The organism is Providencia sp. PROV202, assembly GCF_028479565.1.
Taxonomy (GTDB): Bacteria; Pseudomonadota; Gammaproteobacteria; order Enterobacterales; family Enterobacteriaceae; genus Providencia; species Providencia zhijiangensis.
On record NZ_JAMPNV010000001.1, the window covers coordinates 73,769 to 97,789 of the forward strand.

The following is a 24,021-nucleotide window of genomic DNA, read 5'->3' on the forward strand; positions in this document are numbered from 1 at the left end:
GCTCTATGGAGTCAGCTATTTCCATAGAGCGCCTATTTTATACTCGAGGTTTATTGGTTAGCCATAACCCGAAGATAATCACAACTCCACCTAATAGCGCAGAGAATGTAATTTCTTCATTTAAAAACAACGTTCCTATTATTACCGCCGTCAACGGATTAAGTGCAATAAATGAACCAGCCCCAGCTGCACCTAACAGGTCAACACCTTGGTAATACCAAATATAAGCTAATGCAGAGCCTAATACACCAAGGTATAACAGGCTCATAACATCGATATTTGTTAAATGTGTCATCGCGCTAAGTGTTAATTGCCCCGTGATACTTGACGCGATAACCAATAATACGGTTCCTAATAGCACAGCATAAGCGACCGTATGTATAGCTCCAATTTCACGGATCACATTTTTACCCGCCACAGTATAAATACCCCAACTCACCACGCAGCCCAATATGGCAAGATCCCCTTGGTTTATTAAAAAGCCACTCGCATCTGAATTCTTCCCTGAGAGTAATATGATGGCGCCTAATACACAGCAACTAATCCCCACGCCTTTAATTTTCGTGATTTTTTCGCGCCATAATAGGTAGGAAATTAACGCAATCATTGCGGGGTTTATTGCAACTAATAATGCTGCTCGTGATGCCGGAATAAGCTGTAATCCATAGAAGAAAAATACCTGATAGACAAATACGCCACTACATCCCAATATTAGAATTTGAAAAAACTGACGCGAATTCACTCTAACCCAACCAATGCGAGTACAGCTCAGCAAAATGACCAATGATACACTCGCAAAAATAAAGCGAACCGTCGCGGAAAATAATGGTGATATATCGGTTTGTAACACCCTACCAGCAATGAACGTTCCTCCCCATAAAATCGAGACACAAATCATTTTCAGAACAACAATATTGACTGACTTTTGTTGAACTTGCCTTTTTGTTATTTTTAATTCCATCGCGATATTCCCCATCCAGATCAGATATTGTGCACTTTATTGACTCAATCATTCGATACAGATAAGGTATTTGTTATCAAAGATCATAATCAAATGAGTATTCACTCATGACACTAAGCCAACTGGAAATATTTACCCGTGTTGCTGAGCTAAAAAGTTTTACCTTGGCGGCAATGTCTTTGAGTATTTCCCAATCTGCGGTTTCACATGCCATTAAATCTCTCGAAAAAGATTTCAATGTCAGTCTATTTACGCGGGAACAAAATCAAGTCACTCTGACCGAAATTGGTAATACGCTGTTAAACCGCGCCCAACATATACTGAGTCTTCAAGAAGCAATGCGGCAAGAAGCGCTAGCATCCAATGGATTAAAGAAAGGTGTTTTACGGATAGGATCTTTCGGCCCCGGCTCTTCAACAGGTATTCTTCCCCCATTATTAAAGGTCTTTCGTCAGCAATACCCAAGCATTGAAATTATTGTTGATGAGGGCGACGATGAGAGCGTGGCTCAATGGTTACAAGAAAAGCGCATAGATATTGGTGTTGTGGTCTTGCCAGATGAACGATTTGATACTTTTCCCATAAAGCACGACCAATATGTGGCTATTTTGCCGCTAAACCATCCATTGACTCAGTACAACGGGGTTACACTAAAACAATTGTGTGAGTACCCTTTCAACTTAACTCAAGCCGGCTCAGGTAAAATTGTGATGGGACTATTTTCTGCACAAAAGCTAACACCTAACATTCAATTTAGAACTCGCCAGCTTCTTAGTACTTTTTCATTGGTTGCACGAAATGAAGCCGTATCGATTGTGGCTCAACTCGCAATCCCCGAAAATATTAGCAACATCGTCGTAAAACCATTAATTCCCCGCGTGACTCGGGATATTGCCTTTGCTGTTAATAATTACAGTGATGCGTCTCCAGCCACAAAAGCATTTATCAAACTGGTGAAAAAACAATTATCGTGATTTAAGCGCTTGCGGTTGTTAATCGATAATGAATAACATACAGGCAGTTTTCAGTGGGATAAATTTCACGAATTAAGGCTTTCAACGTCTCTAATGTCATCGCTTCTTGAGTTGCGTGATACTCGGAAATATCATCGTAGTTTAGTGGCTCAACAGAAAGTATTTCAATGTCGGTATAATACTTGCCTGTTTCTAAAGCATGTACTTTGACAACCGAGCCTGGTACGTAATGACTCTCGCTTTCATCACGAATGGTGATCACTTTTTCACCGGAAACAACTAGTGGTAATAAACGCTCAAAGAACGTGATGGTTTCGGGGATATTATTCACAGATATTCCTTAATCTTCTCTTAATTCAACAAATGCTATCCCATAGTGACAGCAATCTCAATTTCCTCCCGAGTTATTTTTTGATATTTAATTTTGTATACCAATCCTGAATATCAGCAATAACCACGGCTGTCTGATTATTGTCATGACCATCTTTAAAATAATGGTCTAATGTGGAATAGGTTTTATACGTAATATTTGGGTTATTAACCTCACTCATCATTTTTTGTGAACCTTCCACGTCCACATTAATATCGGTGAGCGTTTGGATCACTAAATGGGGTTTACGAACACCTTGAAGTAGTTTTTTATTATCTATCGTTAAGGCTTCATACCACCAATTTTGCCCGTGATTACTGGGAAATTGGTCATCGTCTAAATGGTCATGAAAAACCGCATCTGCAAACTGGTTAAACCCTTCTATTTCACCTTGTGCTTCTTCAGCAGGTAAACTTTTATTAATGCTGTAAATCACATCATTAATAAAAAATTGTCCGCCACCATTTAGCGAAATAGCAGCATCAATAAAATCAACTCTAGACGCAATAATATTCGTAACTATCGCCCCTTCACTACCGCCCAATATAACAATATGCTGATACTGATTTTTCAACTGGTTCAGCACAGCAATATAGTTATCCACTCTTTCAAAATAAGAGTCGCTCTTCATATATTCTACAGGGCAATCCTCTTCTAAGGCATTTGGATCATCTAGCCCCACATCAGGTGTTAAGCCTGTTTTTTCTACTAAAAGCACATCACTATTAGGTAATACTCCCCTAAAATTCTTAATCATATTTTGGTTATTAACGACACTTTTGCAGTCGGAGCCTTGGATTAATACCAATAGTTCTTTAAAGGGGTTAGAGTCACTTTTAAGCAGGTAATAATGAGTCTCTTTGCCATCGTGTTTCAGTATTTGTCTATCAAAAACAAAAGGATTTTCAGCTGATTCGGCAAACACTGAATAACTCACTAAACACAAGGCGGCTAATATAAATTTTTGCATTACCTTAACGTAACCTCAGTCATCTTTTATTTTTCAAAAACAATACATTGAAGAATATAACGTTTACAACTCTATTTATCTTATTTACGTCACTCTATTTAGCATATTTATGCAGGTACGATCTCTTTATTTCTACTATCATAATGAAGAAATTAGTAAGATAATCTCATTGAGTTACAAAGCTTTTTATATATTTACATGGCATTTTATAGAGTAAATGTGCAATGTAAGATAGCATTAAATGACAATCTATCTGCATATCGCACAAAACGCCTTAATTCATCTTCAAATTTACTTTATAGATATTGATTAATGACACTGAAAACGTTGCACAAGAGTGGGATCCAAAGCCAAAGATAAGATGACAACTGCCGCAACGGTTGCTGATTTTAAAGGTTTAGTTATTATCAATAGATAGATCACAAAAGCTTTACTGCCAATAAGTTAACAGAATTTTACATGGGGTCAGATTTGTTATTTACTCCATTTTGACTAACACATTTTGTATCAGGTAACTGACTAATGAACATACCGCTCTACTATTTGCGACATTACCAATCGATCGAAAAGACGTTTTGGACTTCGATTTGTGAGCACAGTATCCAGATTGCACAACATACAATTTGTTATTTAACGCCATTAAATTCCCCGGCGTTCAATTTTATCTATCTGCAACCCGACTCTACTCATCATGCTTTTATGCAAGCATACAACCTGTTCGTATCGCAGAAAAAGAACCACACTTTGGTGATACCCGAAGAGATGCTGCCAAAAGTCGTCAAAGATATTGAAGCTCTTAACTATAAACGTGACAGCGTCACGACAGCCATGGCGCTAACTTTGTCACAGCAAAAAGAAGTTGATTTGCCTGATAATCAGGTAGATATCGTGCTCGCAAACCATGATTTATCCCTTTGGGCTAAACCATTAGTTTCTGCGTTCTATCTTTCAGAAGAACACGATACGGTGATCCAAGAGTATGTTCGCTACCACGAAGATGCCCTGCAGCAAGGCGCACCACAGTTCCATTTCGTCTTATTGGTCAATGGAGAACCCGCAACATCCATGACAGTGACCATTGAAGGAGAATTGGCGCGTTTCGACGATATCGGTACTGAACCTAAGTTTCAGGGTAAAGGCTATGCTTCTCAGCTTATTGATTATGCTCTCGCATTTTGTCGTCAACAACGAGTCGAACATTGCTTCTTAGATGCTTCAGAAGCAGGCTTTGATTTATATAAAAAATTTGGATTTGAGCCGTTATTCCGTTACATCAATTATGTTTGGTGTAATAAAAACGAAGTGAATTAATGCGTTAGCTTTAGAGTGATATTGCCGATAGCAGTCTGCTATCGGCAACGTTTTCGAGAAATATCAGAGATTAAATGTCATCACAGGCTGTTTTTAATGCGGCTGTTTGCTGGAATTTTTCAATCCCAAGTTCAATTAAACGACTGATCAATTCTTGATAAGTCATACCGCCTTGTTGCCACAGTTTCGGGTACATACTGATATTAGTGAACCCCGGTAATGTGTTGATTTCATTAATCACAACATCATTTTTTTCAGTTAAAAATACATCAACACGAGACATTCCGCTGCAGTTTAAAGCTTGATAAGCTTCAAGCGCAATTGTACGGATCTTTTCACTCACATCTTGCTCTAAATCCGCTGGAGCAACAACAGACGCGCCATTTTCATCAATGTATTTAGTGTGATATGCATAGAAGCTGTCATGCAGTACGATTTCACCGCATGGGCTAGCTAATGGATGTTCATTTCCAAGCACAGCACACTCGATTTCACGCCCTTTTACTGCGCTTTCAATCAGCACTTTTACGTCGAATAAGAATGCAAAATCTAATGCCGCGTTAAACTCGCTTTCATTATTAACTTTACTGATCCCAACCGATGAACCTTGGTTAGCTGGTTTAATAAATAATGGTAAGCCCAGTTTCTCAACCGTTGCAGCATAGCTGATTTCACCACGACCGCTTTTCAGCAGCGTAATAAATGGTGCAATGTGCAGCCCTGCATCCCTTAAAAGGCGTTTGGTGACATCTTTATCCATGCAAGCTGATGAGCCTAGAACACCCGGTCCAACAAACGGCAGATTCACCATACGCAGTAAACCTTGTAAAGAACCATCTTCACCTAAGTTACCGTGGACAATTGGGAAAATAACATCAATTTGCGGGAGAGGTTTAGCATCTTCTAGAGAAATGAATTGTTCACTTTGTTTGCCCGGAACAACGGCAATGCTGCGCTTTGGAGTATTTAACGCGATATGAGCGGGATCATCACCATGTAACAGGAAGTTCGCTTCATCATACTCATGCCATTGCCCTTCTTTATTGATACCGATGAGACAAACATCAAACTTATTACGATCTAATCCATTAATAATATTTTTAGCTGATTGCAACGAAACTTCATGCTCAGTGGATTTACCACCAAAAATGACACCAACCCGAATTTTGCTCATTATTTACTCCAACATAAAGACATCAAAAACGATTCTGGGAAATATAGCACGCAGCGAAATAGTTAGGGCATAAAAACTTCACTACGCAAGTAGGTTCGGTGATTAAATAACCAAACCCTTAAAATTATACAAATTTTATGCCGATTGCTGAGTCAACAATAGGCTTTGATTCACGTTTGTTTCCAACCATTCCATAAAAATAGCTGCTGGGGTGTCTGCTTTTATTTCTTTAGGTGAAAGCAAGTAATATGCCGAACCATCTTCAATAAAACCTTCTGGAGCCATTAATTGTTGTGTGTTCATTTCATCAGCAACCATTAGGAACGATGCGATAGCAACACCCTGTCCTGCTAATGCAGCCTGCAAACACAGGTAGAAATGTTCGAAATTAATTTGTTTATTATGTTGTAAATTGATGCCACTACGGGCTTGCCATGTACGCCAAACATTTGGCCGTGAGGCTGGTACAAGCAAGTTCATCTCATGATAGGGCTGGCTATCATTTTTCTTGATGATACCCATCCATTCCGCACATATTTTCTTCGCATAAATATTGTCATCCCACGTGAAATCATTACGGCGAAGAGCAAGATCAACTCCCGCCTTATTAAAATCAATAGGACCACCAGCGGCAATTAAATGCACGGTAATTTCAGGATATTGCTGATAAAAATCGGTTAAACGAGGGATCAGCCATTTCATTGCGATGGTCGGCTCACACGATAAACTAACAACTTGGTTATGAGGACGCTGAGTCATTTTTTCGACGGTATCAGAAAGTTGTTGGAATAAATGCGTCGTCGTTTGAAATAACAATTTACCTTCTTCTGTTAAAAAGATAGCTCGGTTACGTCGTTCAAACAGTAAAACACCGAGATGTTCCTCCAGAAGCTTTATCTGTCGACTAATTGCACTGTGCGTAACATGCAGCTCTTGCGCTGCTTTAATAATACTTTCATAACGCGCAGCAACATCAAAAAAACGCAACGATGTTAATGGAGGCAATTTCATAGAATTAATGTCTTCATAAGATTAAGAGGTTCATAAAATTAATAGCTTCACAATTAAATAGGTAACGAAAACTGACAGGTTTCATTGAGAATAAATCGCTTTTTCTCTATCTGCAATCTATTGATAATCAGCAAATCAAATTAATCAAATCTATTTTCCACCCAGAAATTAAGTCAGTTTTTATTACCATTAGGACCCCACTATGAATGAAATTATCGCTGTTGCCACCATTACTATTTTGGCGGTTATAAGCCCTGGCCCTGACTTCGCTATGGTTACCAGAAATAGCTACTCCTATGGCACCAAAACCGGCCTATTCAGTGCTCTTGGTATTGCTGCTGGAGTGCAAGTTCATGTGCTGTACACCATTTTTGGCGTGACTCTAATCATTATGAGTTCCCCTACATTATTTATGGCAGTCAAACTCCTTGGCGTCGCTTATTTGGTGTATATTGGTTTTAAATCCTTAACAAACAAAACAGCAATTAACGCCAGCGATGACCTTAATCCGGCATCAAGACCCTCTTCATTTTCTGCATTTAAAATGGGTTTTTTAACCAATGCGCTCAACCCTAAGACGATGTTTTTCGTTGTTTCGGTCTACACCCAAGTGCTCCAAGCGGGTAACTCTCAATGGCTAAACTTCAGCTACGGATTATTTATTTCTTTTGCACATTGGGTTTGGTTTAGTTTAATTGCTCTATTTTTTGCAGCACCATTGATTAGAAATAAAATTCTTAAATATCAATTTATTATGGATAGAGTTATTGGTGCCTTATTAATTATGCTAGGTATCTCTTTGCTCTTTTTTAATATTTCATCATGACTGAATTCATTTCGAATGCGCCGAACCATTTTGAAAGTATTCATTAACCATAATAGCGAGTTCATACACATCTTTAGGAAGATTCAAGTCATTCATTTTATTCAGAGAAACCCAATGAAAATCCGCATTGCATTGGGTTTCTTCGTCTATTAGCTCACAGAGATAAACCATATCGATATGCCAATGATCTCCTTGGCGTTTATCTGCAATGAATTCTTTTAAAATAGCGAAAGGAATCGGTAAAGAGAGAGTATTCTTTGAATCATTAACCTTCGAGTATAACGGATAGCGACAGTCAATTACTCGGCACCGCAAACCTGTTTCTTCAAACACTTCACGAACAACGGTATCTTGTGGTTCTTCATTCGGGTCAATGTGGCCACCAGGCGGTAGCCAAATACCTAGCTTAGGGTGCTCATGTAATAGAAATTCTCCTCGGGAACTACAGATCATCGCCGTCGCAGTAAAATGTTTGATATGTTCCACTATTTTTATTCCTTCATACTTATCATCTTTATAAATCAATCAAATACAATACAACACGCCTAATTGCTTCGATTGCCACCGCCAACTCTTCATGGGTTAAGGTGCTAATGGCTATTCTTAACGCCTGCGGTACTGAGTTTGATGTGCAGTAAGACTCTGCACTGCTAATTGCTATATTTTGCTTTTTTAATTCACTGACTACTGCATCGGCACGTACGCCATCAGGTAATGGTAACCAAACAAAGTAACTGGCTGGATGCGCAATATAGGGTAAATCCGTAAAAACTTTCTGAACTATTGCTTGTCGTATTTTTGCATCCCGCCGCTTATCTCTTTCAATACTATCGACCTCACCTTTTTCAATCCAATCACAGAGGATAGCAGTGGTTATTGCCGGTGTATTCCATGTTGTAATTCGGATAATACGCTCGATATTTTCAATATATTGCTGGGGCGCCAGTACCGCACCGACACGTAAGCCTGTTGCAATATTCTTCGAAAAACCTGTTGTATAAAATGTAATTTCAGGTGCCAGCGTTGCTAATGGTACAACCGCTGGCCGCTGTAAAAAGGCATAAGACCCATCTTCAATTAAGAAAAATTGGTGACGTTTGGCTAAGCCCACCAGCTTTTTACGTTCCGATAAACTCATCACCCAGCCTAACGGATTATGCAGTGTCGGCATCGCATAATAGGCTCGAATTTTTCTCTGTTGGCATAACTTATCCAAAGCTTGTAAGTCCGGACCATTTTCTGCCGTAGGAACGGATATAAGCTCTAAATGGTAGATTTTTGCAAGAGCTTTAAACCCCGGATAAGTTAAAGCATCGACGGCAATAATATCTCCAGGACTGAACATACCTAAAATAATGGTTGCTAAACCATGTTGCCCACCACTGACTAAAGCGACGGTATCTACCGTTGCATGAGTTAATCCACGCTGTTTTAAGTATTTAGCAACTGTCTGCCTTTCATGCTCTCGCCCTGTATGCTGTTGATAATAAAGAATTCCTTCCAAATCACCCCCAACCGCTATTTCCCGTAACGATTCCCGTAATAGTTTGGTTTGTTCTTTCGCAATCGGATAACTAAAATTCAGGTCTAATGTATTTTTAGCGACATCTTGCTCAATACTTAATTTGGGCAATAGATTGATATCTCGAACAAAGGTACCACGTCCAGTTTCCCCGATGATCAAGCCCCGCTCAATAAGCTCTCGATATACTCGCGAAGCTGTGACTAAAGAAATTCCCGATTTTTCCGCAAAATGGCGATGTGTTGGGAAACGAGTTCCCGCTTTCAATTCGCCACTCATGATCTGCGCTGAAAGCAAATCAACATACTGCTTATAACGATTCTGAGTCATGAAATTGTACCTATGACAATTTTTTGATTGTCATGATTATGTCGATTAGCTTAGCAAAACTCAATTACAAGTAATAACGGTCAATTATGAATCAAAGTAAATCATTAATATCGCACGGTGCTTCCATAACGGCTCCCTCTCATACCACTCGCGGTTGGATCAGTGGCTTTATTGGCGTTGCTATTTTTAGTGGCTCACTTCCCGCAACCAAACTGGCTATTAGTGGATTTTCACCTGATTATTTGACCATTCTGCGGGCTACCATCGCTGGGATTTTGGCTCTGATCGTTTTGATAGTTCTACGCCAAAAAATTCCAACAAGACAAAATTTGATTCCTCTTTTTATCGTGACATTTGGTGTGGTACTTGGCTTTCCATTCTTAACTGCGATTGCATTACAGTACATTAGCTCATCTCACTCCATTGTATATTTAGGACTGCTTCCTTTGTCTACCGCTTTATTTGGCGTTTTACGAGCAGGCGAGCGCCCTCGCAAATTGTTCTGGTTGTTTTCAGTCATGGGAAGTTTATTTGTAATCGGCTTCGCAATTCTTCAAGGAGCCACTCACGCATGGCAAGGTGACTTATATATGGTCATTGCTGTGATTGTCTGTGGATTGGGCTACGCAGAAGGCGCGGTACTTTCAAAATCATTAGGGAGCTGGCAGGTGATTTGCTGGGCGTTGGTTTTAGCGTTACCCATCATGTTGATATTCAGTATTTTGCGCTTACCCTCAACGTTTTCTACTGTTCCATTTGAAGCATGGATGGGCCTAGGTTATGTCTCTCTATTTAGTATGCTAATTGGTTTCTTTTTTTGGTACCGAGGGCTTGCTGAAGGCGGAATTTCGGGCGTCAGTCAATTGCAACTCTTACAACCATTTATTGGCTTAGTACTTTCTGCTTGGCTACTTAATGAAACTGTTAATAGCATCATGATCATGTCTACGCTTGGTGTCATTTTGTGTGTTGCAGGTTCAAAACGTTTCTCACGTTAAGTATTGAAATACCTAACCTTAACGGAAAATTAAGGTTTAACTTTGGTTTATGGTAATGCTGAGGCGATTTCATTAATTTACCCTCAATATCACGATTAGAGTTTATCGATTTATGAAACGTCTTAGTATTACCTCTTTGTTATTCTACATGCTGTTTATATCGCCAGTTTCACTTTCTGAAACCATGCGATTAAATGTGACTTCACCTAAGCAAATGCCCTATGTGGAAACGTTGACCTTACCGGGCACATTCGTTGCAAAAAATGAGATTGCGATCGGCTCACCTTTGCAGCAACAAATGGTGATTGATGTACTGGTTGAAGAAGGTCAATGGGTTGAGAAAGACCAACTACTGGCTATATTAGAATCCCCACTCCAAAATGCATCTGTAAGTCAGTTACAAGCTGAAACTGAAAAAGCCACAGCCTATATTAAGCAGCAAAAAGCCGTGGCAGAACAAGCGCAGAAAGAACTCTCTCGCCTTGCGCCTCTCGCTAAAACTGGCGTTATTTCTGCTAATGATTTTGAAAAAGCAAAATCTGAGTCTTTAGCGGCGAATGCGCTATTGGAAGCTAATAAAGCGGAATTTCGTCAACTGCAAGCACAGCTTTCCAAAGAGAAAAGTCAGCAAGATAAATCACGGATCGTGGCACCCATTTCTGGCGTTATTAGTGAGCGCCATGCTATCCGAGGAATGCTAACAGATAATCAGCTACTGTTTAAAATTATTGAAAATGGTGAAATCGAATTTGATGCATTGGCGCATATTTCAGAATTAAAACGTTTATCAAATCTGACGTCTATCCAATTAAAAACGCCTAACAATCATCAAATAGCTGGAAAGTTACGTTACTTAGCACCGAAAGTAGATCCTATTTCACAGCAAGGAAAAGTTCGTATTTCCCTCGCTGAAAATAAAGACAACCTGCAAGCCGGAGAATCAGGTACGGCGATTATTTCCAATTCAGAAAAACTGCAAACTACGCTTCCATACAGCGCCATTCGAACATTAGATAATGGTGAACGCGTTATTTTTACTGTTGTTGATAATAAAGTGAAGCAGCAAAAAATAACGACCGGAAAAATTCATGATGGCCGTATCGAGATTTTGTCCCCTATTTCGAGTGATACCGTTGTTGTCACCAATGCCCAAGCCTTTTTAACTGAAAATGATACTGTGACCCCAGTCAAGGATAGTCAATGAAACTCCAGCTATCTTCATGGGCAATCACACGCCCCATTCCTACTATCGTTATGTTCTTAGCGCTCACAATTGCAGGTATATTTTCTTTTAATCAATTGCCTGTGACTGCAAACCCGGTAGTTAATTTTCCAATAGTCACAGTGACCATTACGCAAGATGGCTCATCCCCAACGGAAATGGAAAACGCCATCACGAAACCCGTTGAACGTGCGGTCTCTGGTATTCCAGAGGTCCGTCATATTACCTCAACCATCACTGAAGGCATTTCTACCACCACTGTTGAATTTGATTTAACCGTGGATGCCTATATTGCAACCAATGATATTCGTGAACAAATCGCACAAATCCGCAGTGATTTGCCGCAAACGATTGATGAACCATTAATTAACCGTATTGATATCGAAGGTGGTGCAATATTACGTTACGCCGTTTCATCAGATAGCCAATCCCTCGCTGATTTATCTTGGTTTATTGATGATACAGTCAGTAAGCAGCTAATTACGGCTCACGGAGTACAAAAAGTTAGCCGCCTTGGCGGTGCTGATAGCGTTATTCGCATCGAGCCTGACGCCGATAAACTTGCAGCATTACAATTGTCTATTCTAAGTATTAATGAATTACTTAGAAGTGTGCATCAAAATTCCGCGGGTGGTTCGTCTAAATATAATGACCTACAACATACGATTCGGATTTTAGGTGAAAAAAAGAACGTTGATGAGATTAACGATATTCAATTGCCTATTGGTAATCAACAGTGGATTAAACTCGGGGATATTGCTGCAATTTATCAGGGTCAAAAAACAGCCAAAACTATTGCGCAATTAAATGGTAAAGATGTGGTTGGATTTGCCGTATTTCGCGCTAAAGGCTCCAGTGATACCGAAGTAGCAAATAGTGTTGAACATGAGCTTGCACAATTAAAACTGAAACACTCTGATATTTCTATTCAGCTTGTTTCATCAACTGTGAAATATACAGAATCAAGCTACCATTTAACGATCCAAACCTTATTAGAAGGTGCATTTTTAACCGTTATTATTGTTTTCTTCTTTTTAAAAAGTTGGCGAGCTACCTTAGTCGCGGCGATTGCATTACCTTTATCTATTCTTCCCACTTTTTTGGTATTGGCAATATTTGGCTATTCACTTAATAGTATGACGCTGCTTGCATTGACATTAGTCATCGGTATTTTGGTCGATGATGCGATTGTCGAAATTGAGAATATTCAAAAATACATAGAGCGAGGCGAGCGCCCTTATTTGGCGGCTTTAAAAGCCTCGGACGCGATAGGTTTTGCCATTGTCGCCATCACACTCACTATTGTAGCGGTATTCTTACCCGTCAGTTTTATTGGCGGCTTTGTTGGTAAATACTTTGTGCCTTTTGGTATTACCGTTTCCGCGGCTGTTTTATCTTCATTACTAGTAGCTCGATTAGTCACGCCATTAATGGCAGCCTATGTCTTATTACCCGCAAAAAATAAAGCGATCGAACATTCTGTACCTAACTGGATCAATCGATATTCTCAATTGTTAGTGATGACATTGAAACATCGCAAGCTAGCCCTTTCATTCGCATTTATATTTTTGATTGGTTCAATCTCCAGTATTACTTATCTGCCTATTGGCTTTATGCCTGAAGGCGATATTAGTGTTAGCCAGATTGAAGTGGAATTACCGCCGGGAACCCCTGTCGAAGAAACTCAAAAAGCGGTTAGGAATATGGCTGAACAATTGAAATCACGTACTGAAATAAAGTCAATTTATACCATTGCGGGGATCAGTGATGACGCCGATGGAATCGCCCAGCATAAAGGTCAAATAATTCTGACACTAACAGACCCAAATGAACGTGAAATGTCACAAAAACAGTTTGAAAACTCAATTTCGCACCTATTACAACAAACTCCAGATGCACGCTATACCTTCAGCAATAGCGAAGGAAATAAAGAATTTTCATTGACCTTTACAGGAGCTGATCCCAAAGAGCTAGAAATTCAAATGCATAAGCTTCGCGATGCAATTGCCAACGTAAATGGCATTAATAATGTGCGTGTTGTTAAACCACTTTTACGTAAAGAGCTGATTATTTCCCCTGACCTGCAAGATTTAGGAAGAACTGCAGTTAATGTAGAAGAAATCGCCAATACATTAAGAGTGGCAACAATGGGAGAATCAAACTCTCGTAGCGCTAAATTTAATTTACCGGATAGGCAATTAACGTTACAGGTTATTTTACCCGACAATCAAAAAAACGACGTAAGCGCGTTGCGTAATCTCTATATTCGTAGCGGTAATGATTTAACTGTGCCGCTTAAATCCGTTGCTAACATTAATTTTAACGACGGACCATCACAGATTGACCGCATAAATCGCGCAAGGAAAATGTCTATTGAAGGTAATTTAGATGGGTTATCACTTGGCGAAGCATTAGAACGCGTTGTCGAACTTCCTGAATATCAATCACTACCAAAAAGTATTGAGCCATTAGAGTATGGTGATATGGAGTTCATGCTCGACATGTTTGAACGTTTTAGTACGACAATGCTTTTCAGTGTACTGTTGGTATTCGCCATACTCATTATTCTGTTTAAAGATTTTATGCAACCTATAACGATTTTGGTGGCACTACCATTCTCTATCGGGGGAGCCATTATCGCCTTAGTGTTATATGGTGCGATGATAGATCTTCCTGTCATTATTGGTATTTTAATGTTGATGGGGATCGTCACCAAAAACTCGATACTTCTGGTGGAGTTTATTCTTGAAAAAGAACGAACTGGTTTAAATCGACAACAAGCTATTATCGAAGCAGGTCAGGAGCGAATTCGTCCAATTATTATGACTACTTTTGCCATGATTGCAGGCATGATCCCCCTCGTGCTCACAACAGGAGCCGATGCAGGATTTAGGGCGCCAATGGCAGTTGCGGTTATCGGGGGGTTAATGAGCTCAACGGTGCTCAGCTTACTGTTTGTTCCCGTTATTTATAGCTTGATGGATGATTTGAAAAAGAAAACATTACCACTATTGGCAAAATGTACCTCTGTCACTCAATCTGATAGAGATGTAAAACGCTGGTAGGAATAATTGCAATAATTTGGCTCTCCACACCAACGATGGAGAGCCAATAACGAGATGTTTTTACTGATTGTTTTTAAAACCTAACTTACTGTTTTTTAGTTTTACAGCCGTTTGATACCAGTGCTTATTATAATTCTGTGCTGCCTTGGGTAAAAGTGAATAGGTTTTAATCACTTCATCAATTAATGGCATCGCTTCAATCACTCGTTTTTGTTCAAATAAAAACTCAGCGTAAGCAACCTTGTATTCAATATGGTCGCGATGACTTAATAAGGCACGAAACTCATTATCAGCTTCAGTAACCAACCCTAAGCGTACTAAAGAACGAGCATATAAAAAATGCCCCGTATTCGAGTTGAACGTTGGATTTTTTTCACACAATAGGTCTAACGTCTCTTTACAACGCGCGTATTCCCCCGCTTCATACAGTGCATCCGCATATTTCAACATAATATCCGGTGAATACTGATTAATTCCTTGCAGTGATTCTTGATAGTATTTAATCGCATTTTGATAGTCACCTTTATCGGTATATGCGTCTGCGAGTGTTACACAACTATTCGTGGTCGGATTTAATTCATACTCTTTTAGAGCTTGATTGATGCTTTTATTGGGTGCTAATTGTTTTTTAATCGCTCTTTCTAATTTATATCCATGGCGGGAATAGCGCATAGCCGGCATCCAAATGACCAGCGCATAAACAACCGAGCCCAAAATTGGGAAAACAAATAAAATGAACAACCAATAAGAGTTTTGATTACTCTTTATTGAATGGACCGCAAAATAAATCGCAGGAATAAAATAGATTAATAATCCCAGAATGTGCATAACAACCTCAATGAATATCAACTCGATGGTTTTGTATATGGCCGTACTCATACTTCCTTGTACAGCGGCTTGCTTAGTCGTGACTAAATTAGCACCATGATGACAGGCATCACTCTGAAGGCAAACAGGAAAAAACCTGAAAAGATAAATTAGAAACAAAAAAATAGCTGGCTCATTCGCCAGCTACCCTATAATAAAAATATATAAATCAACAGATTAGGCTGTTAATGCCAATTTCGCACCGAACATTAAAAAGACGGCACCAATACAGCTATTTGAAAATTTAGATAATTTTTTATTGTGTTTTACCATGTTGGTCACTGCAACAGCACCAAATATCAGCATTGATAAATAAAACATGCTGCATGCTTCTAAAATCACGCCGAGCACAAAAAACGGCACCCCTGCACTTGGGTACGCTGGGTCAATAAATTGAATGAAGAATGAAACATAAAAAATGATCATTTTTGGATTTAGCAAACTTAAAAAGACGGCTTTCTTATACGTCCCTTTTGTTTCTAATATGATCCCATCGACATCTGTTGCAGATTCTTTTTTATGCAATACTGAATATAACGTTTTAATACCTAAGTAAAATAGGTAGGCAGCACCTGCATACTTGATCACGCTAAAGAATATAGGAGATGTTTTGACTAAAGACGCAACACCTAAAAATGATAAAAAAATGAGCAATGCATCACCAGTAAAGACACCAAGTGCTGCTTTATAACCATTTTTTACACCATATTTTGCACTACTCGTTAAAACAAATAGAGAATTAGGGCCTGGTACCAATGTAATAAAAATCACACCGATAAGATAAGTCCATAAGTTTGTAATACCTAAATTTTCAAGCATAATAAACCCGCTAACTCAATAAAAGTTATAACAATTAATTCACATCCTTACCTAATGGATAATATGATACACACCTTTATTTTTTAATGAAAGATATCACCACCAATACTTTCATATATGAAATATAAACCTATTAATTAAGCGTTAAGATGGAGTTTTAATGATGTTTTACATGTTAAAACTGAAGCTAAATTCCGAACAAAAACACTTAAACAGCAGCGAGCTGAAAATATTTTTAAAATGATATAAAACTTCATAAATTAAATAAAAGTAAGTTATTAATGCTAATTAAAGCTTGTAGGTAGAGATAGTGATTTGTTCCACATTTCACGATATAACAATGGATGCCTACAGCGTATCGAATAATGATTTTTACTCTAAATACCTGTAGTTAAATCAACATTGTCTTTGTTTAGACTTTTATTTAATGAATGACATTTCAACATACAGGTGCACATCAATGTCGTCTCAACAACCAAAGCCATGGCAACGCGCAATGATGGATGGAGCTGTCCACACATTACCCTTAAATCTTGCAGTTATTCCGTGGGGGATTCTTGCGGGTTCCATGGCCATTGAAACAGGGCTTTCTTTTTGGCAAAGCATCGCAATGTCTGCCATGGTTTTTGCAGGCGCAGCTCAGTTAGTCACTCTAGGTTTGCTCAATTCAGGAGCTGGCTATATTACGATTGTGATTTCTGTTTTCTTTATTACATCGCAGCATCTTTTATATGGGTTAACCATGCGTCCTCACGTAAAAGATTTCACGACACCACAACGTTTAAGCATTGGCTTTCTATTAACTGATGAGCTATTCGCCATTAGTGCAGCCAAGCGACAAGCACTCAGCTTTGCCTATTTATTTGGTGCGGGGTTTAGTTTCTATCTTGTGTGGTTAGTCACCAGCCTATGCGGCATTGTGATGGCAAATTTGGTGGGTGATTTAAGTAAATTACATTTAGATTTCTCAGTTGTCGCGACACTATTAGCCATTGTCGTTCCACTCACTAAAAAAATAAGTACCGCCTGTGGTGTTTTATTTTCATTAATTACTGCAATTGCCCTATCGATGTATTCGATCAGTAGTGCAATTGTAATTGCCGGCGTTGGTGGGATGTTTGTTTCTGTTGGTGTCTCTCGTTTATTAAGGGAAGAAAAATGATCTGGATTTTAATTATCAGTTTAACGGCTGTTGTTTTCTCTCTGCGTTATATTTTTCTGATCCCTCAACTACCAATACGATTACCATTAATTGTACGCCAAGCACTCAGTTATTCTGCGCCTTGTTTGCTTACTGCAATTTGTGCCCCTGTCATTTTATTAGAAAATCATGAATTACGTAGTTTCCCTGATAATCCTTATCTCTGGGGAGCGCTATTTTGCGTTGTAGCAGCATCTTTACTGAAAAATATGTTGGTCACTGTCGGATTAACTTTAGTCTTTTTCTATGGACTTATTTACTTTATGGGCTAACCAATAATTTATAAAGCATCGGTAGCTACCTTTGCTTTATAATGACGTTTCATGGCTAATAGAAGCCTATTTTTTTAATCGATCCGTTGGATAATTACCCCCATGCTAAATAATTACGTTTTACGAAGTGTTCGTTATATGTTGGATTTGAGCGATGCTCAGATGGTTGAAATCGTAAAACTTGCAGACTTTTCAGTCACAAAAGAAGAAATGAGCCTTTGGTTAAAGAAAGATACCGACCCCGACTACGTTGAATGTAGTGACCTTGTGCTCGGTCATTTTCTGAATGGGTTGATTTATCATCGCCGTGGTAAAGATGAAAGTCGCCCAGCGCCAGAAGTTGAAGATAGAATCAATAACAATATTATTTTCAAGAAATTACGTGTTGCCTTTGAACTGAAAGACGTTGATTTACTGGAAATCTACCAGTCTGTTGATTTCCGAGTGTCAAAACCAGAATTAAGTGCTATTTTCCGTAACCCAGAACATAAAAATTATCGTGAATGTGGCGACCAACTATTACGTTACCTATTAAAAGGCTTAACGTTACGCCTACGAGGAAATAAATAGTTCATTCAGATCACCATAATGTTTACGAACATTATAGTATTAGGCTGATAGCAATATCAGCCTAGATATTTTTCAGTAAGTAACTTAAAAAAGTATCAACTTTCGGTGAAAGTGAACGTTTTGAGGCGTAAACTGCGCGTAACTCAATCGGTGCTGGATACATATCATCAAAACTCACTTCCACCAACGTTCCCGCTTGAATTGCGCTTTGGCATCCCTCTTTTGACAGAATAGCGAATCCCAATCCATTGAGTGCAGCTGCACTGGCAAGAATACCGCTGTTCACACGGTACTGACTGTTTATACTGACTTTTTTTATCTGTCCATGATGAGTGCTAAAAACCCAAGGTTGCCCTTGCAGCGCACTAAAACTCGTGATGCAGGGCATCATTCTGAGTTCATCCACGGTGCTGGGTAAACCCTGTTTTTCAATTAACTGCGGGGCTGCAACGACAACACTCTCCCATGATTTAACCAATTTTGAGTGGTAGCTACTATCCATCAACGCTCCACGATGAAAAGTCAGTAATAAATCCACTTCATCACCAATAACATCTAAAGGCGCTAGTTGCGTGTCACAATGAATGGCAAGACCCGGATGGGCAAGCACAAATTTAGCCAGTAAATCTGCAAATAATACACTGCCAGATTCACTTGGAATCGTTAGCCGCAAAGTACCGCTTAATGTTTCTGAGGCGCTAATTTGTTGCAAGGTTTCATCTAATTCTAAATACAGTTTTTGGCTCTTATTTAATAATAAAGTACCTTGCTCAGTTAAGCGCATTTGCCGTGTGGTTCGTTCAATCAATCGGCAATGAAGTTGAGTTTCAAGCTGCTTAATTTGCCGGCTCACATTCGACGTTGGCATCGAAAGTTGTTTTGCTGCATTTGCAAAACTTCCCTGAGTTGCCACCGCAACAAATACCTTCAGTAAATTAAGGTCAACAGACATGGCATAGCCTAATTTTTGTGTTCACTAATTCCTCACTAATAACATTAGCAGTAGCCAATTGCCATTATTTTTTGATAGCGCTGCTCCAACAACGTACCCTGATTTAATGCACTCAGCTGGCTTAAATCGTGAATAAGTTGCTGCTTCAGATTTTGTGCAGCTAATACATAATTTCGATGTGCTCCACCTAACGGCTCAGGAATAATCGTGTCAATAATTCCTAGTGCTTTTAGTCTCGGCGCGGTCATTCCCATCACCTCAGCCGCAACTTGCGCTTTTTGGGGATCTTTCCATAAAATAGAGGCGCAACCTTCTGGAGAAATTGCAGCGTATGTACTGTATTCCAGTATATTAATTCTATCACCCACTCCGATTCCTAGAGCGCCTCCAGAACAACCTTCTCCGATGATCACACAAATAATCGGCGTTGTTAGGCAAGACATTTCCTGAATATTGCGCGCAATCGCTTCTGCTTGCCCACGCTCTTCAGCGCCAACACCAGGATAAGCCCCTGCAGAATCAATGAATGTAATAACTGGCAGCTTAAATCGTTCCGCCATTTTCATTAATCGAAGTGCTTTTCGATATCCTTCAGGGGATGGCATTCCAAAATTACGTTTTACTTTTTCCTTCGTATCCCGCCCTTTTTGTTGCCCCATTACCATAACTGGGCGACCGTCTAAACGCGCTAATCCACCCACTAACGCTTTGTCGTCAGCAAATGCTCTATCCCCCGCTAATTCCTGAAACTCAGTAAATATAAGAGAAATATAGTCCAATGTATAAGGACGCATTGGATGACGAGCTAATTGCACAATTTCCCATGCACCTAAAGAAGAGAAAATATTCTCCGTGAGGGATTGGCATTTCTTTTCTAATAATTGGATCTCCTCATCAAGCTTTAGTTCTGATGGATGACCCCTTTGCTTAAAGGCATTTAATGCTTCAATTTTTTCATGAAGCTCAATAATGGGTTTTTCAAATGCAAGAAAATGGCTAGACATAGTGACCTTAAAATCGACCAAATAATTTTAAGAGTCTACTGAGAGGATCAATCCTATTCTATAAATAAGAATAGGATTGATAGTTATCAAAAATGGGATAATGGCAACTAAATAAGATTTTTACGTAATAATACCGAGATGCTGCCGTTCATAAACACCTCTTTATCTTGCGTATACCCTAACTTTTCAGCGACACGCAGTGACGGTATATTTTGAGGCCCTATAAAGCAGATGCTTTCTTGGTGTTTTTGCTCCGCGATCAGCCAAGACAATGCTGCTTGCATCGCCTCCGTCGCGTAACCTTTACCTTGATATTCAGGCGCAATCACCCATCCCGCTTCAGGGATCCCTTTAACGTGGGGTTCAACAATGCGATGAAAATCGGCAAATCCGAGATCACCCACATAATTTCCAGTCGCTTTTTCTCTCACCGCCCAATAACCAAATCCGAGTAAAGGCCAAAGTCCGCCATATGCGAGCATACGCATCCATGATTCGCGCTCCGTTGAAGGAACACCGCCAATATGCTGAACCATTGAGCGTTGTCCCCATAATTGCGAAAGTGCTGAAAAATCACTAACCTCATGTTTTGCTAAAATTAATCTATCTGTTTCAAGTTTAGGGATCACGTATTTCCCCTCCTCTAGATTATCTAAATGGCGGCTCGTCGAATGTTCTTAGTTTTCGGGAATGCAGCTTATCACCTTCTTGTCGTAGCAGGTCAATGGCACGGATCCCAATTTGTAGATGCTCCGATATTGCGCCTTCATAAAAACTATTTGCTTGTCCTGGAAGCTTGATTTCTCCGTGAATCGGCTTATCTGATACACAGAGTAATGTGCCATAAGGGACACGGAAACGGTAACCTTGTGCGGCAATTGTGGCACTTTCCATATCCACCGCAACGGCTCGACTGAGGCTGAATCTGCGGGCGGTTGCAAAAAATCTTAACTCCCAGTTACGATCATCCGTTGTGACCACCGTTCCGGTACGTAAACGCTGTTTAACTAGCTCACCAGGCATATTACTCACCTGTTTAGTAGCGTCATATAGCGCCCGTTGAACTTCAGCAATACTTGGAATAGGAATATCTGGTGGTAATACATCATCTAAAATATGGTCATCGCGTAAATAGGCATGTGCTAAAACATAGTCACCAATTTTTTGGCTTTCTCGTAGCCCGCCACAATGACCAATCATTAACCACGCATGAGGGCGCAATACAGCTAAATGGTCACAAATGTTTTTCGCATTTGCTGGACCAACGCCAATATTCACTAATGTAATTCCTACACCATCACGTGCAATCAGATGATATGCAGGCATTTGAAATTTTTTCCACGTTAAATCGGATGTGGCAAATTGCGGATCGGCATTTTCAGCGGTTAAATAGTTATGTCCTACACAAGATAAAGCGATATAGCGGCTTTCTGGGTCACGAATTTGCTCACAGGCCCAATTCACAAACTCATCAACATAGCGGTTGTAGTTAGTAAACAAAATATAAGGCTGAACATGCTCAGGCGGTGTGCCCGTATAATGTTTTAATCGCGCTAAAGAGAAATCTACGCGTAGTGCATCAAAGTGGGATAATGGCATATCATCCGTCACATGATACAAACCATCCGTAATATCATCACTGATATGAGAGAGATCGGTGATAGGAAAATGAGCAGCTAAACTGCTACTCATACTTCTATCAAGAATTAAATCTGAACCATCGATAACGAATGGATATGGAATTTCAGTTTTAGACGGACGAACTGCAAAAGATACGTCATAGTCTTGTTGAAAAATGGTCAATTGCTCAACAAGGTAAGCTCGAAACAGGTCTGGTTGGGTTACAGTAATGCTGTAATCTCCCCGCTTCACAAAACGGGCATAAGCTCGCGTTTTTTCGCAATGGTCAACCTTTCCTTCCCAAGTCACACATAACTCAGGGTAGGCAAACAACCCATTTTCTCGGGCGTTAGCATCGGGTAACGTTCCATTTTCAACATAGGTTGCAATGGCATTTCTCAAGGCTTCAATGGCATTTGAATAGAGTAATGAGAGTGTTTCGATTGTCTCTTCTATAGAAAGATTTTCATATTTTCGGCATTGTTCCAAAGACACGCTTAACTCCTTATCAAATGACGTAAAATTTACGCCTTCAGTGTATGTTATTCATCGAACACTCACAAGAAATTGCATTTAATCCTTAAAAACTTAATAAGTTAAAATTTTCTTTTATTCTATTTATTATTTATTATTTATTTTTAAATATTGCTAATTTCGTACTTAACTTAATATAAAGAAAATGTGTTTTAATTGATTTCAATATAATGATTATGGATTATTTAATAGTCCTTACGCTAGTTAAAAATATAAAACACACACCTAAAAATATTTACACTGTTATTTATTAAAGAGATTAAATTGTAATTAAGAATACTATTAAATAGTGACTAAATGTTTATTCTATTATATTTAAAAGTAATACTATTTCTCTGTAGCTTATAGTTCCAATGTTTATGAACGCGGGTATAAATACTTAAAAGGTGCTTAATTATGATGCTACTTTTTATATAAAAACAATATCATTGGATGATTAATGTTAAAACTAGCGGTAATGTAATCACGGCAAGAATAGTTTGGAAAGTAATAATCCCTGCCATTAATTGGCTATCACCATTAAGCTGCTTAGTTAAAATATAAGAAGTTGGTGCAGTAGGAATGGAGAAAAAGATCACCAAAAGCACACTTTCTAATGTTGGTAATTCAAATAAATAAGCCGTAAATGAGGCTAGCACTGGCATAACAAGTAAGCGAAACAATGTTGAAAGCATAATCGGTTTAAATTCTTTTCTGAGCGTTGCTGTTTGTAATGCCCCACCAATACAAATTAACCCCAAAGGTAAGCTGGCTGCTGCCAATAATTTTAAAAATTGATCAGACCCAAATGGTAAACCTATCGGTAATAAATTTAATAATATTCCGATGACACAAGAAATAATCAATGGGTTTTTCACAATAGGCAAAGCTAGCTGCTTTAATGTGACTTTCTTTCCTGCACTTAGCGATAGGACCGCAATGATATTACAACTGGGAACTAGAATCGCCATAATCACCGCAGAAATCGCAATCCCTTCCGATCCCAAAAGATCCGCAACAATCGCCAATCCTAAATAAGTATTAAAACGAATAATTCCTTGAATGTGTGCCCCAAATCGTGGAATTGGCATTTTAAATAAATATTTATTTACCACGACAAGCAGTGAACTTACCGCAAGGATGAAAAAAATGGCGCACGCTAGATAGGGTAATTTGGGATTATTGAGCGGTGCATTCGCCAAACTGTTTATTAATAATGCAGGGAATAAAATAAAGTAATTGAGTTTTTCCGCGCTGGGCCAAAAATCGGCAGAAAATAGTGCTGTTCTACGTAAAACAAAACCCATTGCGATGAGAGCAAACAATGGCCACAACACGAGTAAGATCTTTTCCATGATTAAGAAATTCTTTTTTTTCAAACCATTATGAATTGATAAATGTGACTATATCGTTAAAATCAATGAGATGTTAGTTAAAAAAAGCGATGCAGATAAATACATTTCCAGAGT

General features: G+C 39.1%; 23 protein-coding genes. 9 read left to right on the forward strand and 14 right to left on the reverse strand.

Annotated elements, in window-relative coordinates; translation table 11 throughout:
* Positions 1-37: 37 nt before the first annotated feature.
* Positions 38-961 carry a DMT family transporter gene (locus PR799_RS00345; protein ID WP_272520979.1) on the reverse strand — a complete coding sequence of 308 codons (924 nt, stop codon included), beginning with the start codon at positions 959-961 and terminating at the stop codon, positions 38-40.
* Between the two features lie 107 nt (positions 962-1,068).
* Between PR799_RS00345 and PR799_RS00350 the strand changes: the two genes are divergently transcribed.
* The gene (locus PR799_RS00350) at positions 1,069-1,935 is read left to right on the forward strand and encodes a LysR family transcriptional regulator (RefSeq protein WP_272520980.1); all 867 of its coding nucleotides are present in this window, start codon (positions 1,069-1,071) and stop codon (positions 1,933-1,935) included.
* Between the two features lies 1 nt (position 1,936).
* Here PR799_RS00350 and yqfB read toward each other — a convergent pair whose 3' ends face one another.
* Together yqfB and PR799_RS00360 are read right to left on the reverse strand one after the other, a co-directional pair.
* A complete protein-coding gene (gene yqfB, locus PR799_RS00355; protein WP_181477151.1) occupies positions 1,937-2,266 on the reverse strand; it encodes a N(4)-acetylcytidine aminohydrolase in 330 nt (109 codons plus the stop codon).
* A gap of 73 nt (positions 2,267-2,339) precedes the next feature.
* On the reverse strand, positions 2,340-3,275 hold the full coding sequence (locus PR799_RS00360; RefSeq protein WP_272520981.1) for an acyl-CoA thioester hydrolase/BAAT C-terminal domain-containing protein: 936 nt from the start codon (positions 3,273-3,275) through the stop codon (positions 2,340-2,342).
* Positions 3,276-3,797: 522 nt separating this feature from the next.
* Here PR799_RS00360 and PR799_RS00365 point away from each other — a divergent pair.
* Positions 3,798-4,586: a GNAT family N-acetyltransferase gene (locus tag PR799_RS00365; RefSeq protein WP_154626871.1), complete on the forward strand. Its 789-nt coding sequence runs from the start codon at positions 3,798-3,800 to the stop codon at positions 4,584-4,586.
* A 70-nt stretch (positions 4,587-4,656) separates the two neighbouring features.
* Here PR799_RS00365 and ddlA read toward each other — a convergent pair whose 3' ends face one another.
* Both ddlA and PR799_RS00375 read right to left on the reverse strand, forming a co-directional pair.
* Positions 4,657-5,760, reverse strand: coding sequence for a D-alanine--D-alanine ligase (gene ddlA, locus PR799_RS00370; protein WP_272520982.1), 1,104 nt, complete (start codon positions 5,758-5,760; stop codon positions 4,657-4,659).
* Between the two features lie 135 nt (positions 5,761-5,895).
* On the reverse strand, positions 5,896-6,771 hold the full coding sequence (locus PR799_RS00375; RefSeq protein WP_272520983.1) for a LysR substrate-binding domain-containing protein: 876 nt from the start codon (positions 6,769-6,771) through the stop codon (positions 5,896-5,898).
* A 202-nt stretch (positions 6,772-6,973) separates the two neighbouring features.
* On the opposite strand from PR799_RS00375, the gene PR799_RS00380 reads away from it, so the two are divergent.
* Entirely contained in the window at positions 6,974-7,597 is a 624-nt protein-coding gene (locus tag PR799_RS00380) for a LysE family translocator (protein ID WP_154626865.1), read from the forward strand.
* A 6-nt stretch (positions 7,598-7,603) separates the two neighbouring features.
* On the opposite strand, the gene PR799_RS00385 is transcribed toward PR799_RS00380, so the two are convergent.
* Positions 7,604-8,083, reverse strand: coding sequence for an NUDIX hydrolase (locus PR799_RS00385; RefSeq protein ID WP_272520984.1), 480 nt, complete (start codon positions 8,081-8,083; stop codon positions 7,604-7,606).
* Positions 8,084-8,111: 28 nt separating this feature from the next.
* Positions 8,112-9,449, reverse strand: a complete 1,338-nt coding sequence (locus PR799_RS00390; protein ID WP_272520985.1) for an aminotransferase-like domain-containing protein — start codon at positions 9,447-9,449, stop codon at positions 8,112-8,114.
* Positions 9,450-9,535: 86 nt separating this feature from the next.
* On the opposite strand from PR799_RS00390, the gene PR799_RS00395 reads away from it, so the two are divergent.
* The 3 genes from PR799_RS00395 (at position 9,536) to PR799_RS00405 (ending at position 14,734) form a co-directional block, all read left to right on the forward strand.
* Positions 9,536-10,447 carry a DMT family transporter gene (locus tag PR799_RS00395; protein WP_272520986.1) on the forward strand — a complete coding sequence of 304 codons (912 nt, stop codon included), beginning with the start codon at positions 9,536-9,538 and terminating at the stop codon, positions 10,445-10,447.
* A 112-nt stretch (positions 10,448-10,559) separates the two neighbouring features.
* Positions 10,560-11,651, forward strand: coding sequence for an efflux RND transporter periplasmic adaptor subunit (locus PR799_RS00400; RefSeq protein WP_272520987.1), 1,092 nt, complete (start codon positions 10,560-10,562; stop codon positions 11,649-11,651).
* Positions 11,648-14,734 (forward strand): efflux RND transporter permease subunit, encoded by a 3,087-nt coding sequence (locus PR799_RS00405; RefSeq protein ID WP_272520988.1) that lies wholly within the window; start codon positions 11,648-11,650, stop codon positions 14,732-14,734. The genes PR799_RS00400 and PR799_RS00405 overlap by 4 nt, the downstream gene beginning before the upstream one ends.
* Positions 14,735-14,794: 60 nt before the next feature.
* On the opposite strand, the gene PR799_RS00410 is transcribed toward PR799_RS00405, so the two are convergent.
* Both PR799_RS00410 and leuE read right to left on the reverse strand, forming a co-directional pair.
* Complete coding sequence (locus PR799_RS00410; protein ID WP_154626861.1) at positions 14,795-15,613, reverse strand: tetratricopeptide repeat protein; 819 nt, start codon at positions 15,611-15,613, stop codon at positions 14,795-14,797.
* A 165-nt stretch (positions 15,614-15,778) separates the two neighbouring features.
* Positions 15,779-16,420, reverse strand: coding sequence for a leucine efflux protein LeuE (gene leuE / locus PR799_RS00415; RefSeq protein ID WP_154626859.1), 642 nt, complete (start codon positions 16,418-16,420; stop codon positions 15,779-15,781).
* A gap of 460 nt (positions 16,421-16,880) precedes the next feature.
* Between leuE and PR799_RS00420 the strand changes: the two genes are divergently transcribed.
* From PR799_RS00420 to PR799_RS00430, 3 genes are all read left to right on the forward strand, one after another.
* Complete coding sequence (locus PR799_RS00420) at positions 16,881-17,582, forward strand: AzlC family ABC transporter permease (RefSeq protein ID WP_154603839.1); 702 nt, start codon at positions 16,881-16,883, stop codon at positions 17,580-17,582.
* Positions 17,579-17,893: an AzlD domain-containing protein gene (locus PR799_RS00425; protein ID WP_036948090.1), complete on the forward strand. Its 315-nt coding sequence runs from the start codon at positions 17,579-17,581 to the stop codon at positions 17,891-17,893. Before PR799_RS00420 ends, PR799_RS00425 begins: the two co-directional genes overlap by 4 nt.
* Positions 17,894-17,995: 102 nt before the next feature.
* Positions 17,996-18,463: a DUF1456 family protein gene (locus tag PR799_RS00430; protein WP_036948092.1), complete on the forward strand. Its 468-nt coding sequence runs from the start codon at positions 17,996-17,998 to the stop codon at positions 18,461-18,463.
* A gap of 61 nt (positions 18,464-18,524) precedes the next feature.
* Here the strand turns inward: PR799_RS00430 and PR799_RS00435 are convergent, their stop codons facing one another.
* From PR799_RS00435 to PR799_RS00455, 5 genes are all read right to left on the reverse strand, one after another.
* Positions 18,525-19,415 carry a LysR family transcriptional regulator gene (locus tag PR799_RS00435; RefSeq protein WP_272520989.1) on the reverse strand — a complete coding sequence of 297 codons (891 nt, stop codon included), beginning with the start codon at positions 19,413-19,415 and terminating at the stop codon, positions 18,525-18,527.
* A 44-nt stretch (positions 19,416-19,459) separates the two neighbouring features.
* A complete protein-coding gene (gene accA, locus PR799_RS00440; RefSeq protein WP_272520990.1) occupies positions 19,460-20,419 on the reverse strand; it encodes an acetyl-CoA carboxylase carboxyl transferase subunit alpha in 960 nt (319 codons plus the stop codon).
* A gap of 107 nt (positions 20,420-20,526) precedes the next feature.
* Positions 20,527-21,048 (reverse strand): GNAT family N-acetyltransferase, encoded by a 522-nt coding sequence (locus PR799_RS00445; protein ID WP_272520991.1) that lies wholly within the window; start codon positions 21,046-21,048, stop codon positions 20,527-20,529.
* A gap of 19 nt (positions 21,049-21,067) precedes the next feature.
* Positions 21,068-22,495: an AMP nucleosidase gene (locus PR799_RS00450; protein WP_442959898.1), complete on the reverse strand. Its 1,428-nt coding sequence runs from the start codon at positions 22,493-22,495 to the stop codon at positions 21,068-21,070.
* A 503-nt stretch (positions 22,496-22,998) separates the two neighbouring features.
* Positions 22,999-23,907 (reverse strand): AEC family transporter, encoded by a 909-nt coding sequence (locus tag PR799_RS00455; protein WP_272520993.1) that lies wholly within the window; start codon positions 23,905-23,907, stop codon positions 22,999-23,001.
* Positions 23,908-24,021 lie beyond the last annotated feature (114 nt).